This is a genomic window from Comamonas sp. NyZ500, assembly GCF_016772095.1.
Lineage (GTDB): Bacteria > Pseudomonadota > Gammaproteobacteria > Burkholderiales > Burkholderiaceae_C > Comamonas > Comamonas thiooxydans.
This window is the reverse complement of record NZ_JAEIJE010000004.1, coordinates 185,943-199,858: the sequence shown is the minus strand read 5'-3', so window position 1 is coordinate 199,858 and position 13,916 is coordinate 185,943. Positions and strand designations below refer to the sequence as shown.

Genomic DNA, 13,916 nt, shown 5'->3' with positions numbered 1-13,916 from the left:
TTGCTAGAGGCTGACTTGTCTCATAAGCCAAAGCTGGCACTGGTTTCGCAGCGTACACCGGTTGCGCGCATGCGCTGCAGGAAGTCCTGGTGCGCGGCCTCGAATCCGGCGACCGGGCTCATGCAGTCCGTCAGCAGCACGATACGCGAGTAGTCGTTGCTGCCCCAGTTCTCCACGATGTGCTCGGTGGTGGCGCGCACGCAGTGGCTGCTGGCCTCGCCCGCGATCACGAGGGTGCTGCTCTGGCGCAACTGGGCCAGCAAGGCAGTGTTGAGCCCGGTTTCGCTGTCCTGCGGATCGGGCACCTCGGCACGAATGGCGCTGTAGTGCTCGGTCCAGGGGTTCATGCCTTTGAAGATATGGCGGGTGGCACGGTGCTGCAGCTCTTGCCACTGGCGGCAGGCCGCGAGCACGCAGGCATGCACGCCATGGCCCCAGCTGCCGATCTCGCAGTGCAGCGGCCAGACCATGAGGGTGTAGCTTCCCTGGGCCTCCAGCTGATCCAGGTATTGCAGCGTGCGTTCGCGTTCGGCAGCGTTGCACGGTGCATAGTCGCCGGCACGCACCTGCGCTGCCGTGATCGAGGTGAATGGCAGGACGGCATGGCCATCGCGCTGCTGCCAGAAGGCGGGATGGGCAATGTCATAAGCCTGGTGCGAGTCCAGAGTGATGGTGATCTGGTCCAGCTTGTCTCCCTGGGCTGTCATCCAGCTGCTCAGGCGCTGCATATCGGCATGAGCGCCCGCCACCGCAAGGCTGGGTGCTATCAGCTGATGAGTGTCTGGTGAGCGGGGGCACCAGTCGGCAGGCAGGTCGCAGAAGTCGTTTTGCGGGTCAATGATGAGCAGCTGGGCTTGTGGATGACTCATGGTGTTCAGCTTTCATGCTAGATGCAATGTCTGCAGTCTAAAACACTTAAAATATTTTTGCAACTAAGTATTTTTAGATTGCTGTGAAATAATCAGGCAAGAAAAACTAAGTTGGTAAAAAAGTGAATCAAAGCGATGAGCGCAGGGAAGCCGTGCAGGTGAGTGTGGATGTGGTGCTGCTGACCCTGGTGGAGCAGCAGCTGCATGCCGTGCTGCTGCGTCGTCAGGCGGCGCCTTTTGCCGGGGTGTGGGCCTTGCCTGGCGGCTTTATTCATACCGATGAGGATGCGGACGCCAAGGCCAGTGCGGCGCGCGTGCTCAGAACCAAGGTGGGCATAGAAGGTGCATATCTGGAGCAGCTGGCCACTTTCAGCGGCCCGGCACGCGATCCGCGCGGCTGGTCGGTGGCAATCGCCTATTGCGCTCTGCTGCCCGTGCAGAACCTGCCCCCCGATCGCTTCGATATCAGCGTGGTGCCGCTCTCGGCTCTGCCGCAGCTGCCGTTCGATCACCGTGCCATTCTGGACGCAGCCTTGGAGCGCGTGCGCAGCAAAAGCCTGTATTCCTCCTTGCCCGTGCATCTGTGCGGCGAAACCTTCACGCTGCCGCAGCTGCAGCAGGTCTATGAAAACATTCTGGGCGAGCCGCTGAACAAGGTCAGCTTCAGGCGCAAGATGGACGAGATGGACTGGCTGGAAGCCGTGCCAGGGGCCATGCAGGGTGGCGGGGCGCACCGGCCCGCCCAGCTTTACCGGGCCAAGCCCGGCTTCAGCCAGACGCTGGCGCTGACTGCCCGGGGACTTTGAGGCCAGCCTGCATGAAAAATGCCTGCACAAGGCAGGCATTTGGGTTGGTGTTTCGGGGGCCGGCCGCGTCGACTAGCTGACTGCGCCAATGCCCAGCAGGGCAAGAACCACGAAGATCACGGCAACGGCAATGAAAATAAAGAACAGGATCTTGGCTATGCCGGCTGCGCCCGCGGCTACGCCGGTAAAGCCGAAAACACCGGCCACCAGGGAAATGATGGCAAAAATAATGGCCCACTTGAGCATCGGAACTCCTTTGTCTGAAGCGATGCTTCGAGACTAAGTCGCCAGGCGCGGACCCATGGTGCTCATTTGGGGAAAATCCTTGTCGGCTTGATCCGACAACAAAAAAGCCACCGCGATGGTTCGCGATGGCTTATTGACGAGGCTTGAGGGCTCAAGCCCTCATATCCTCAGGCCCGCTTTTGCGGGTGTCCGAATCACTTCAGACCGGCAGCGGCGCGCAGCAAAGCCGCCTTGTCGGTGCGTTCCCAGGTGAACTCGGGCTCTTCGCGACCGAAGTGACCATAAGCTGCGGTCTTGCTGTAGATGGGGCGCAGCAGATCCAGCATCTGGATGATGCCCTTGGGGCGCAGGTCGAAATGCGCGGCCACCAGCTTGGCGATTTCCGCATCGGGAATCACGCCCGTGCCTTCGGTGTACACGGTGATGTTCATGGGGCGGGCCACGCCGATGGCGTAAGCGACCTGCACCTGGCACTGGCGCGCCAGACCGGCGGCCACCACGTTCTTGGCCACATAGCGGGCGGCGTAGGCGGCCGAGCGGTCCACCTTGGTTGGGTCCTTGCCGGAGAAGGCGCCGCCGCCATGGGGGCAGGCACCGCCGTAGGTGTCCACGATGATCTTGCGGCCGGTCAGGCCGCAGTCACCCTGAGGGCCGCCCACGACGAAGCGGCCCGTGGGGTTGATCAGGTACTTGGTCTCTTGCAGCCACTCGGAGGGCAGCACGGGCTTGATGATCTCTTCGATGATGGCTTCGGTGAACGATGCCTTCATCTTGGTTGCCGTTTCCGACTGATCGGGGCTGTGCTGAGTGGACAGCACCACGGTGTCGATGCTGTGGGGCTTGCCGTCCACATAGCGCAGGGTCACCTGGCTCTTGGCGTCGGGGCGCAGGAAAGGCAGGCGGCCATCCTTGCGCAACTGGGCCTGGCGTTCCATCAGGCGGTGCGCGTAATAGATGGGCGCGGGCATCAGCTCGGGCGTTTCGTCGCAGGCATAGCCGAACATCAGGCCCTGGTCGCCAGCGCCGGTGTTCAGTTCGTCATCGCTGGCTTTGTCCACGCCCTGGGCGATGTCCTGGCTTTGCTTGTCGTAGGCGACGAGTACCGAGCAACCCTTGTAGTCGATGCCGTATTCGGTGTTGTCGTAGCCGATGCGCTTGATGGTGTCGCGTGCGACCTGGATGTAGTCCACATTTGCACCGGTGGTGATTTCACCGGCCAATACCACCAGACCGGTGTTGGTCAGTGTCTCGGCAGCCACGCGGCTGTGCGGGTCTTGGGTGAAAATAGCGTCCAGAATCGCGTCAGAGATCTGGTCGGCGACCTTGTCGGGGTGGCCTTCAGAAACCGATTCCGAGGTAAACAGAAAATCGCTGTTCGCCATTGATATAACTCCTTGTAGCTTGGGCAATTGCGTTGCCCGAGCTTCGAAGTCTGGCGAACGCTTTAGCAGTTTTGTTTTTACGTCGCCCTGCAAGTTGCTCTTTAACTCAGCGACCCCGCTATTCTAATGCCTTCCCTGTTTCGACTGTTTGCTGCACTGCCTTTATGGCTATTGCATGGCCTTGGTGCTGCCATGGGGTGGGTGACCTGGGCGCTATCTCCCACCTATCGGCGCCGATTTGCAGCCAATGCGGCGCAGGCTGGCTATGCATTTGCGCAGGTCAGGGCTGCGGTGGGACATGCGGGTCGCATGGTGTTCGAGATGCCGCGCATCTGGCTGGGCCAGTTGCCGGATTGCGATATCGTCAATGGAGCCGTGGCCGAGCAGGCCTATGCGCGTGGCAAGGGCATTGTGTTTCTCACGCCACATCTGGGCTGCTTCGAGATGTCCGTGCAGGCTGCGGCGCGGCGCTGGTCGGACCGGCATGGCGCAATCACCGTGCTCTACCGCCCCGCACGTCAGGGCTGGCTGGCCGAAATTCTGGAAACCGCGCGCAATCGTCCTGGCGTTCAGGCCGTTCCCACCACTCTCGCGGGTGTGCGTCAGATGATCAAGGCGCTGCGCCAGGGTGCGGCCGTGGGGCTGCTGCCCGATCAGGTGCCGCCCAACGGTCTGGGCATCTGGTCGCCTTTTTTCGGCCGTGATGCGTATACGATGACATTGGCGGCACGCCTGGTGCTGCAAACCGGGGCCACGGTCATCGTGGCGCGGTGCGAGCGCAAGTCCTGGGGGCGGGGCTACACGCTGTATCTAGAGGAATTGCCTGTGCCCGAATCTCAATCGCTGGAAGCCACCGTGGCGCTGATCAATCACGCCATGGAAACCACCATCCGCCAGTCTCCGCAGCAATACCTGTGGGGCTATGGCCGCTACAAGCAGCCGCGTGAAGACAAGCAACTCTCGGGGGAGAAGGCATGAGCGCCAGCAAGATCGCTATCGGCTGCATGCATGTGCTTGCCAAGCTGCCGCTGCCCCTGCTGCGCGGGCTGGGCAAGGTTGTGGGGCGTGTGCTGTTTGTGGTGGCGGGCCAGCGCCGGCGCATCGCGCTGCGTAACTTCGAGCTGTGCTTTCCCGATGTGCCTGAGGCACAGCGCAAAGCCTGGGCGAAGGAGTCTTTTGAAGTCTTTTGCCAGACCTTTCTCGACAGAAGCTGGCTGTGGTTCGGCTCCGAGGAGCTGGTGCGCAGCCGAGTCAAGCTGGTCGGGGCCACGCATGAGCTGGAGGGCGATACGCCCACCATCGTCTTCGCGCCGCATTTCTACAGCATGGATGCCGGTGGCCTGGCCCTGCCGCTCAATACCGAGCGCGAGTTCACCTCCATCTTTGCCACCAATCCCGATCCGGACCTGGATGCCTGGTTCATGAATGGCCGTCAGCGCTTCGGCAATGTGAAGATGCTCAATCGTGCCGATGGCGTCAAGCCCATCATCCAGTGCCTGCGCAAGGGCGGGCTGCTGTATCTGCTGCCCGATATGGACTATGGCAAGAACGATTCGGTGTTCGTGCCCTTTTTTGCGGTGGAAAACACGGCCACGATTCCATCGCTTTCGCGCTTTGCGCGTCTGGGCAAGGCCAAGGTGGTGGCGCTCTACAACCGCATGACGCCAGAGGGCTATGTGGCCGAGCTGACGCCGGCCTGGGAGAACTTCCCGACGGACGACCATGTGGCCGACACCGCCCGCATGAACCGCGAGCTGCAGGCCGCCATCATGACCATGGTTCCGCAGTATTACTGGGTGCACAAGCGCTTCAAGACGCGCCCCGATGGCGAGCCATCGCTGTACTCCGGGAAATAGGCGTCAAATCGTTTCCATGCCTGATGGCATGGGCGCCAGAGGCTTCCTTTTCAGGAGCGAGCTGGCGCTGAAAGAAACTCCGCCAGAGCGCGCTGCACGGCCTCCGGCCTCTCGTGGACCACCCAGTGACTGCAGCCTTGCAGATGCTCTATCGCAAGCTGCGGCACCCATTGCTCCAGCCCATGCAGCAGGGCGGGCTGCAGTGCCAGGTCGCTATCGCCCCAGAGAATGCGCACCGGCACAGGGATGTGCAGCATTTCATCGGGCAGGCTGAGCTCGCGAATGTCCTGCAGTTCATCGGCGCTGCCGCCGGGTCGGGGCGGTACCAGCGGGCTGGCAGCGTAGAACATGCAGGCACCGTGCACGCCCAGATCCCAATGCTCGCGGTATTGCTGCTGACGCTCGGGCGTCAGCCATGCGGGCATGCTGCCGTCGGGGTTCTGAAAGAATCCCAGCATGCGCTGCCAGCCGTTTTCGGCCAGCAGCTCGGGGGTGTCGGGCCGGCGCAGAAAATGCATGTACTGGCTGGCGGACTGCTGCACAGGGTTGGACTGAAGTTCGCGCAAGAAGCTGCCGGGATGCGGGGAGTTGAGTATGAGCAGCCGTTCAAGCTGCTGGGGGTAGCGGTTGGCCAGGCCCCAGGCCACGGCACCGCCCCAATCATGGGCAATCACGCAGGCAGCGCGCTTGGCAGGGCTTTCCAGCGCAATCAGGGCGGCAAGATCCTCCACCAGGTATTTGGCACGGTAGTCGCTGATGGCCGTGGGCTGGCTGGAGCGGCCATAGCCGCGCAGATTGGGCGCCACGCAGCGGTAGCGGCTGCCGAATTGCTCAAGCAGCCCATCCCAGATGAAAGCGCCTTCGGGGAAACCGTGCAGAAACAGCAACAGGGGCTGACCCGGCTCGCCGCTGGTGCGGCATTCCAGTTCAACCCCTGTGGACAGGGTATGCGTGCAAGTCATGACCATGAAGCTCTCCTTTTTGTAGCTTCTGGCGCTTGCAAGATAAGCGCCTATGGCTGATTTTGCGCAGGTGTCTCGTCTGCGGGCGTCGCTTGGGTGACGGGAGCCGTCTGGGGCATTCCCGCCTGGGGCGTCCCCGCCTGGGGCAACCCCTCGGGGTGGCACCAGTGCCACAGCAGCTGGGCCACATCGTCCACGCCCTGCTTTTTGAGGGCGGAGAACAGGCGCACCTCGCCACCGCCCGCATTGAGCTTGGTGATGGACAGGATCTTGGCCTGCTCGGCGCGGGTCAGCTTGTCGGCCTTGGTCAGCACGATGAGGAACTTCAGACCTTGCTCCACGCGCGGACGGATGGCATCCAGCAGGGCTTCGTCGAGTTCGGTCAGGCCCAGGCGCGGGTCGCACAGCAGCACCACGGCGGAGAGGCTTTCGCGGCTCATCAGATAGTTGAGCATGACGCGCTGCCAGCGCTCCTTGTCGGTGCGCGAGACGGCTGCGTAGCCGTAGCCGGGCAGGTCGGCCAGCACGGCATCGGTCACGCCCTGCTTGCCCAGAGCAAACAGGTTGATGTGCTGGGTGCGGCCAGGCTTCTTGGAAGCGAAAGCCAGCTGCTTTTGCTGGGTCAGCGTATTGATGGCGGTGGACTTGCCGGCGTTGGAGCGACCGACGAAGGCAATCTCGGGAACCTCGACCTTGGGCAGCTGGTTGAGCTGGGCCGCAGTCGTGAAAAAGCGCGCGGTGTGCATCCAGCCCATCGCAAGCTTGCTGTCGATCAAAGAAAGTGTTTTTCCGGCAGTGGTATCCGGGGAAGCATGGGTCATGACGGTAACTATTTCAGGGAGGCCCATTGTAGAATTTGACGGATTCGCGCTCTCAACAATAGACCCAGCCCCTTGATATGAAGTTGCTTGCCTCTTTGCTGACTGCTGCCATTTTCGCAGCACCTGCCTTCCCCGCATTTTCGGCGGGAGAAACACCTGTGAAGGCGGATGCTGCCAAAGGGCAAGCCAGTTATGGGGCGGTTTGCGCCGCCTGTCACGCCGCAGACGGCAATTCCACCATTCCCCTGCAGCCCAAGCTGGCAGGCCAGCACCCCGAGTATCTGGTCAAGCAGCTGCGCGAGTTCAAGGATGGCAAGCGCAACGACCCGGTGATGAAGGGCTTCGCCGCCACGCTCAGCGATGGCGACATGCAGAACATTGCGGCCTGGCTGCATACCCAGGCACCCAAGAACGGCTTCTCCAAGGACAAGGACTCCATCGCCCTGGGTGAACGCATTTATCGCGGCGGCATTCAGGATCGCCAGATTGCCGCCTGCGCGAGCTGCCACAGCCCCAACGGCTCCGGCATTCCGGCCCAGTACCCGCGTCTGTCGGGTCAGCATGCGGAATACACCGTGAAGTCGTTGACGGACTTCCGCGACGGCAAGCGCAGCAATAGCATTCCCATGGCCCAGGTTGCTGCCAAGCTTAATGATCGCGAAATCAAGGCCGTGGCAGACTATATAGCTGGCTTGCGTTAAAAATCCTTTTCACCAGATGCGCGGGTGACTCCGGGAACTTTCAGGCATCTGGCACCCCCCAAGTCAGGCGGGCCCATCGGCTAGTTCAGCAGATGGCCCGCCTTTTTGCGTTCGGCTCTATCTCATCCTCATGTCAGACCTTCCACTTCGCGATCGTGACTCCTCTCGCTCACAGGCAGTGCGCGCGACTCTGGAGTTGCTGGCCTCCATGCGCTTTGCGATTTCACTGCTCACGGTGATCTGCATCGCATCGGTCATCGGCACGGTGCTCAAGCAACATGAACCGCTGGTCAACTATGTCAACCAGTTCGGTCCCTTCTGGGCGCAGCTGTTTCTGGCGCTGAAGCTCAATGCGGTCTACAGCGCCTGGTGGTTTCTGCTGATTCTGGCCTTCCTGGTCATCAGCACCTCGCTGTGCGTGAGCCGCCATGCTCCCAAATATCTGGCCGACATCCGCAACTACAAGGAGAATCTCCGCGAGCAAAGCCTCAAGGCTTTCCATCATCGCGCCGAGGCGGATGTTGCTGGCAGCACCGAAGAGGCGGCCAAGCGCATCGGCCAGCAACTGGTGTCTGGCGGCTGGAAGGTCAAGATGCAGCAGCGCGACACGGCGGCTGGGCCCGGTACCGGCTGGATGCTGGCAGCCAAGGCCGGTGCGGCCAACAAGCTGGGCTATATCGCCGCGCATTGCGCGATCGTGCTGATCTGCATTGGCGGGCTGTTTGACGGCGATCTCATCGTGCGGGCCCAGATGCTGCTGGGCGGCAAAACGCCTTATACCGGCGGCGGCATGATCTCGGACGTGGCGCCCGAGCATCGTCTGTCGATCAAGAACCCGACCTTCCGCGGCAACCTCATGGTGTCCGAAGGCACGCAGTCCGGTACTGCGATCCTGAATCAATCGGATGGCATCTTGCTCCAAGATCTGCCATTTTCGGTGGAGCTCAAGAAATTCATCGTGGAGTACTACTCCACCGGCATGCCCAAGCTGTTTGCCAGCGATATAGTGATTCATGACCGCGCCACCGGCGAGAAGCTGGAAAAGCGCGTGGAAGTGAACCATCCGGCCAGCTACAAGGGCATAGAGATCTACCAGAGCAGCTTCGATGACGGCGGCTCCAGCGTCAAGCTGCATGCCGTGCCCATGGATGGCGTCTCCCAGCCCTTCGACGTGGAGGGCGTGATCGGCAACTCCACCGAGTTCGTGCGCAAGCTGGCCGATGGCCAGAAGGACAAGGTGACTCTGGAGTACACGGCGCTGCGCACCATCAATGTGGAGAACTTCGGCGGCCAGGACAAGGGCGGCACCGATGTGCGCAAGGTCGACCTGAAGCAGGCCATCGACGAGCGCCTGGGTGCAGCCCACAAGACCACGGACAAAAAGGATTTGCGCAATATCGGCCCCAGCGTGGGCTACAAGCTGCGCGATGCCTCGGGTCAGGCGCGCGAGTTCCAGAACTATATGCTGCCCGTGGACACGGGCGAGGGCCAGCCCGTCTTCCTGCTTGGCGTGCGTGAGAACCAGGCCGACCAGATGCGCTATCTGCGCGTGCCTGCCGATCCTGAAGGCACGATGAACACCTTCATGCAGCTGCGCCAGGCCATGCAGAACAAGGCCCAGGCCGAGAAGGCGGCGCGCGCCTATGTGCAGCGTGCGGTCGATGTCTCCAAGCCCGAGCTGGCCGAGCCGCTGACGCAGTCCGCGCTCAAGGCGCTGGAGCTGTTTGCCGGCCAGGACGCCAAGTTCAAGGGCCCTGACGGCCGCCAGCTGGGTGGTTTGCAGGCGATATCGGACTTCATGGACAGCAATGTGCCCGAGGCCGAGCGCGAGCGCGCCGGCGAGGTGCTGGTGCGGATTCTCAACGGCGTGCTGTTCGAGCTGGCCCAGCAGGTGCGCCAGCAGGCGGGGCTCAAGCCTTTCGAGAACGACGAGAAGACCCAGGCCTTCATGACGCAATCGGTGTTCTCGCTCAGCGACGCGCAGTTCTACCCGGCACCCGTTGTCTTCATGCTGCAGGACTTCAAGCAGGTCCAGGCCAGCGTGTTCCAGGTAGCGCGCGCTCCCGGTAAAAACATTGTTTACCTGGGTTGCCTCTTCCTGATCATCGGCGTTTTTGCCATGCTGTACGTGCGTGACCGCCGCATCTGGATCTGGCTGACCCCTGCGAATGGTGGCAGCCATGCGAACATGGCCTTGTCCACCAACCGCAAGACCATGGATGGCGACCGCGAATTCGTCATGCTGGCCGACAAGCTGATCGGGGCCAAGCCCTTACAAAAGAAGACTCCCGGAGGTTCTGTATGAACACCGCAACCACGACATTGACTCTGAACGAAGGCTATTTCGCCCGCCGCAACTGGTTTGACTGGTTGTTCGCGGTCGTGGTGGCTGTGGGCCTGGGCTATGCGCTGCAGCGCTACGCCGCCTATATGGATGTGTATGAGAAGGGTATTTTGCTGGCGACCATCCCGGCCATGATCTGGATGGGCTGGTTCTGGCGCCCGCTGGCGGTGCTGATGCTGACCGTGGCCGGCTTCTCGCTGATGGCCATCGGTCTGTACCAGGGAGGAGATGGCGGCGAACTGGCACGGTCGGAGACCGTCTTCGGCCTGAAGTACTTCCTCTCCAGCCAGTCCGCCATCCTGTGGATGAGCATGGTGTTCTTCATCAGCACGGCCTTCTACTGGATAGGCGTGTTTGCCAAGGGCGAGCGCTCGGTCATGTCGCTGCTGGGCTCTCGCCTGGCGTGGCTGGCCGTGGCCATGGCGCTGATCGGCACCATGGTGCGCTGGTACGAGAGCTATCTGCTGGGTCCGGACATCGGCCATATCCCCGTCAGCAATCTCTACGAAGTGTTCGTCATGTTCTGCTGGATGACGGCCATTTTCTATCTGTACTACGAGCAGCATTACGACACGCGTGCCCTGGGCGGCTTTGTGATGCTGGTGGTCAGCGCGGCCGTGGGCTTTCTGCTCTGGTACACGCTGGTGCGCCAGGCCCATGAGATTCAGCCCCTGGTGCCGGCTCTCAAGAGCTGGTGGATGAAGCTGCATGTGCCCGCCAACTTCATAGGCTACGGCACGTTTGCGCTGTCGGCCATGGTGGCGTTTGCCTATCTGATCAAGCTGCAGGCCACCGAGACCAAGTGGTACAAGCTTGCGCCGCTGTGGCTGCTGGGCGTGGTGCTGTGCTTCGAGCCCATCGTCTTTCGCAAGGGCGCGACCGAGAACGGCGGCAGCTACTGGATGGTGTACTTCGGCATCTCGGCCCTGATCGTGGCCGGCATCCTGCTCTCGCGCAAGCGCATTGCGGCCCGCCTGCCTTCGTTCGAGATTCTGGATGACGTGATGTACAAGGCCATCGCCGTGGGCTTTGCCTTCTTCACCATCGCCACCGTGCTCGGCGCCCTGTGGGCGGCCGAGGCCTGGGGCGGCTACTGGAGCTGGGACCCCAAGGAAACCTGGGCGCTGATCGTCTGGCTCAACTATGCAGCCTGGCTGCATATGCGCCTGATGAAGGGCCTGCGCGGCACGGTGTCCGCCTGGTGGGCGCTGGCGGGTCTGGCCGTCACCACCTTTGCCTTCCTGGGCGTGAACATGTTCCTGTCGGGCCTGCACAGCTACGGCGAACTGTAGGTCGCGTAACAAGCACTCCAAAAAACAGGAGCTGCTTGCGCTGATTGAGTAAGGATTTCAGGTTGAAAATACTCTGAATTCCTTGATCGTCAAGCGCAAGCAGCTCCTGTTTTATTAAGCACTTCGGGGGAACTTTGCTGACGCAGAGGACTTCCAAATCGCACTACTCTTGATTGTCGTTTGGGAGCATTCCTATGCTGATACGTCACCGCAACCAAGGCTTCGAGCATCCGCTGGGCAGCGAGATCACGCCTCAGACCCAATACCTGCAGCGCCGGGACTTTCTGCAGACCCTGGCCATGGGGGCGGCGGGCGCCACCTTGGCCGGCTGGGCCGGCCGCGATGCGCTGGCTGCGGCCGATCGCGTGCATCTGCCCGCCCTGAAGGGCGTGGCCAGCAAGGTGGCCGGCGCCATGACCGTGGAGGCGACCACCAGCTACCAGGACGTGACCAGCTACAACAACTACTACGAGTTCGGGCTCGACAAGGACGAGCCCGCACGCAATGCACACACGCTCAAGACCCGGCCCTGGACGGTGCGCATAGAAGGCCTGGTGCAGAAGCCGCAGACCCTGGACATCGACAGCCTGCTCAAGCTCGCGCCCATGGAAGAGCGCATCTACCGCCTGCGCTGCGTGGAGGGCTGGTCCATGGTCATTCCCTGGGTCGGCTACTCGCTGTCCGAGTTGCTCAACAAAGTGCAGCCGCTCTCCGGCGCCAGGTATGTGGAATTCGTCACCCTGGCCGACAAGGCCCAGATGCCCGGACTCAGAAGCGGCGTGCTGGACTGGCCCTATACCGAAGGCTTGCGGCTGGATGAGGCCATGCACCCGCTGACGCTGCTGGCCTTCGGCATGTATGGCGAGGTACTGCCCAACCAGAATGGTGCGCCGCTGCGTCTGGTCGTGCCCTGGAAATATGGTTTCAAGAGCGCCAAGTCACTGGTGGCGATCCGCCTGACCGACAAGGAGCCAGGCACCGCCTGGAACAAGGCGGCACGCAACGAGTACGGCTTTTATTCGAATGTGAATCCCGAGGTCGATCATCCGCGCTGGAGCCAGGCCACCGAGCGGCGCATCGGCGAGGGCGGACTGTTCGCCAAGCGCCGCAAGACACTGCTGTTCAATGGCTATGGCGATCAGGTGGCGTCGCTGTATGCGGGCATGGACCTGAAGAAGTTCTACTGATGCAGGCCTGCTTGCTCAGGCCCTGGGCCAAGCCACTGGTCTTCATGCTGTGCCTGCTGCCTTGTGCATGGCTGTTCTATGCGGCGTTCACCGACGGACTGGGGGCCAATCCGGCCGAAGCCCTGCTGCGCAGCACGGGCGACTGGACTCTGCGTTTTCTCTGCATAGTGCTGGCGGTGACGCCGCTGCGCCAGATCAGCGGCTGGAATCTGCTGGTGCGTTACCGGCGCATGCTGGGCCTGTACGTGTTCTTCTACGCCTGTCTGCACCTGCTTTGCTATGCCTGGTTCGACATGGGGCTGGACTGGGGCGATATCGTGGCCGATATTCCCAAGCGCCCCTTTATCTTGGTAGGTTTCAGCACCTGGCTGCTGCTGCTGGTGCTGACCGTCACCTCGCCAAAGTTCATGCTCAGGGCTCTGGGCGGCAAGCGCTGGCAGTGGCTGCACCGAGCAGTCTATGTGGCGGTGCCTCTGGCCTTGCTGCATTTTTTCTGGATGCGCGCCGGCAAGAACAATTTTGCCGAGGTGGCCGTCTATGCGGCCATTCTCGGTAGCCAGCTTGGCTGGCGAGTGCTGCGTGCACTCAGAAGCAATCAACCGGCCACGGCGCGCAGCGGCGGACGTACCTGACGCGAGACCGGGTCGATCTCGGCTGAAGGCAGCTGGTAAGCGCGCTGGTCGAACAGGTCGATTCCGCATTGCAGGCCTTCGAGCCAGTTGAACAGGTCGCCAATTGCCTGTTTGCCCATGATGGGCGCGCCATGCTGGGGCACGATCATGTCTATGGGCAACTGCCGTGCCATCTGCACCCATAGCCTCAGAATCTTGTTGGAGACCATGTAGCGGCGGTGAAAGCCTTCCATGCACGAGATATGGGGAGCGAGGTCGGTGACGGGCTTCTGCGCTTCTGCGCCGGTGGTCAGAGAAACGCCCAGGTCGCCCGTGAACAGAATCTTGCTGATGGGGTCGTAGAAGTGAAAGTTCCCCTCGGCATGGAGAAAATGCGCGGGCAGCAGCACCAGCTCGCTGTGACCCAGAGGCAGGCGTCCGCCCGAGTCAGGCACGCCGATGACGCGGTTTTCCGTCTTGCCCACCTTGGTGAAGTGCGGTGCAAAGCGCTCCCAGATGCGCGAGATGACCAGTTGTGCGCGCGTGCTGCTCATCCAGCGATCCAGCGAGGCGATGATGTCCGGGTCGGCATGCGAGGCAATCAGATAGGCGAGCTTTTGCGGCGGGAAATGCCGCGACATGCCCATGAACAGCTCGTTGAAAGCCAGGTTGCCGCCGGGATCAATGATGGCGCCCGTGCCGTTGTCCACGATCAGGAACTGGTTGGCCTGAATGGCCTGACCGTCCTCTTCGATGAGGTCGGTGAACATCAGACAGACGTGGTTTTTGTCGCGATAGAGCTCAATGGACATGGCAGTTTGTCAAAGGACAAGATGCCA

General features: G+C 61.7%; 14 protein-coding genes. 8 read left to right on the top strand and 6 right to left on the bottom strand.

Features of this window, described 5'->3' with window-relative positions; all coding sequences use genetic code 11:
- Positions 1-20 precede the first annotated feature (20 nt).
- The gene (locus JAO85_RS08830) at positions 21-869 is read right to left on the bottom strand and encodes a cysteine hydrolase (RefSeq protein ID WP_202787902.1); all 849 of its coding nucleotides are present in this window, start codon (positions 867-869) and stop codon (positions 21-23) included.
- Positions 870-991: 122 nt separating this feature from the next.
- Between JAO85_RS08830 and JAO85_RS08825 the strand changes: the two genes are divergently transcribed.
- Complete coding sequence (locus JAO85_RS08825) at positions 992-1,675, top strand: NUDIX domain-containing protein (RefSeq protein WP_046461049.1); 684 nt, start codon at positions 992-994, stop codon at positions 1,673-1,675.
- Between the two features lie 72 nt (positions 1,676-1,747).
- On the opposite strand, the gene JAO85_RS08820 is transcribed toward JAO85_RS08825, so the two are convergent.
- Complete coding sequence (locus JAO85_RS08820; protein ID WP_003058756.1) at positions 1,748-1,921, bottom strand: DUF1328 domain-containing protein; 174 nt, start codon at positions 1,919-1,921, stop codon at positions 1,748-1,750.
- A gap of 194 nt (positions 1,922-2,115) precedes the next feature.
- Positions 2,116-3,303: a methionine adenosyltransferase gene (gene metK / locus JAO85_RS08815; protein ID WP_039049572.1), complete on the bottom strand. Its 1,188-nt coding sequence runs from the start codon at positions 3,301-3,303 to the stop codon at positions 2,116-2,118.
- A gap of 126 nt (positions 3,304-3,429) precedes the next feature.
- On the opposite strand from metK, the gene JAO85_RS08810 reads away from it, so the two are divergent.
- Positions 3,430-4,281 (top strand): lysophospholipid acyltransferase family protein, encoded by an 852-nt coding sequence (locus JAO85_RS08810; RefSeq protein ID WP_034357391.1) that lies wholly within the window; start codon positions 3,430-3,432, stop codon positions 4,279-4,281.
- Positions 4,278-5,159 carry a lysophospholipid acyltransferase family protein gene (locus JAO85_RS08805; RefSeq protein WP_202787901.1) on the top strand — a complete coding sequence of 294 codons (882 nt, stop codon included), beginning with the start codon at positions 4,278-4,280 and terminating at the stop codon, positions 5,157-5,159. The genes JAO85_RS08810 and JAO85_RS08805 overlap by 4 nt, the downstream gene beginning before the upstream one ends.
- 50 nt (positions 5,160-5,209) lie before the next feature.
- Here the strand turns inward: JAO85_RS08805 and JAO85_RS08800 are convergent, their stop codons facing one another.
- Both JAO85_RS08800 and yihA read right to left on the bottom strand, forming a co-directional pair.
- Positions 5,210-6,127 (bottom strand): alpha/beta fold hydrolase, encoded by a 918-nt coding sequence (locus JAO85_RS08800; protein ID WP_202787900.1) that lies wholly within the window; start codon positions 6,125-6,127, stop codon positions 5,210-5,212.
- A gap of 44 nt (positions 6,128-6,171) precedes the next feature.
- Complete coding sequence (yihA, locus tag JAO85_RS08795) at positions 6,172-6,942, bottom strand: ribosome biogenesis GTP-binding protein YihA/YsxC (protein ID WP_237734769.1); 771 nt, start codon at positions 6,940-6,942, stop codon at positions 6,172-6,174.
- Between the two features lie 77 nt (positions 6,943-7,019).
- On the opposite strand from yihA, the gene JAO85_RS08790 reads away from it, so the two are divergent.
- The 5 genes from JAO85_RS08790 to JAO85_RS08770 all read left to right on the top strand — a co-directional run bounded on the left by JAO85_RS08790 (position 7,020) and on the right by JAO85_RS08770 (position 13,098).
- Complete coding sequence (locus JAO85_RS08790; RefSeq protein WP_003061979.1) at positions 7,020-7,643, top strand: c-type cytochrome; 624 nt, start codon at positions 7,020-7,022, stop codon at positions 7,641-7,643.
- 130 nt (positions 7,644-7,773) lie between these two features.
- The gene (locus JAO85_RS08785; RefSeq protein WP_202787899.1) at positions 7,774-9,948 is read left to right on the top strand and encodes a cytochrome c biogenesis protein ResB; all 2,175 of its coding nucleotides are present in this window, start codon (positions 7,774-7,776) and stop codon (positions 9,946-9,948) included.
- Complete coding sequence (ccsB, locus tag JAO85_RS08780; protein ID WP_039049577.1) at positions 9,945-11,279, top strand: c-type cytochrome biogenesis protein CcsB; 1,335 nt, start codon at positions 9,945-9,947, stop codon at positions 11,277-11,279. Before JAO85_RS08785 ends, ccsB begins: the two co-directional genes overlap by 4 nt.
- Before the next feature lie 194 nt (positions 11,280-11,473).
- On the top strand, positions 11,474-12,466 hold the full coding sequence (gene msrP, locus JAO85_RS08775; RefSeq protein ID WP_202787898.1) for a protein-methionine-sulfoxide reductase catalytic subunit MsrP: 993 nt from the start codon (positions 11,474-11,476) through the stop codon (positions 12,464-12,466).
- Complete coding sequence (locus tag JAO85_RS08770) at positions 12,466-13,098, top strand: sulfite oxidase heme-binding subunit YedZ (RefSeq protein ID WP_202787897.1); 633 nt, start codon at positions 12,466-12,468, stop codon at positions 13,096-13,098. The genes msrP and JAO85_RS08770 overlap by 1 nt, the downstream gene beginning before the upstream one ends.
- Here the strand turns inward: JAO85_RS08770 and JAO85_RS08765 are convergent.
- Complete coding sequence (locus tag JAO85_RS08765; protein ID WP_202787896.1) at positions 13,062-13,889, bottom strand: MBL fold metallo-hydrolase; 828 nt, start codon at positions 13,887-13,889, stop codon at positions 13,062-13,064. The two genes, JAO85_RS08770 and JAO85_RS08765, sit on opposite strands and share 37 nt — an antisense overlap.
- Between the last annotated feature and the right edge of the window lie 27 nt (positions 13,890-13,916).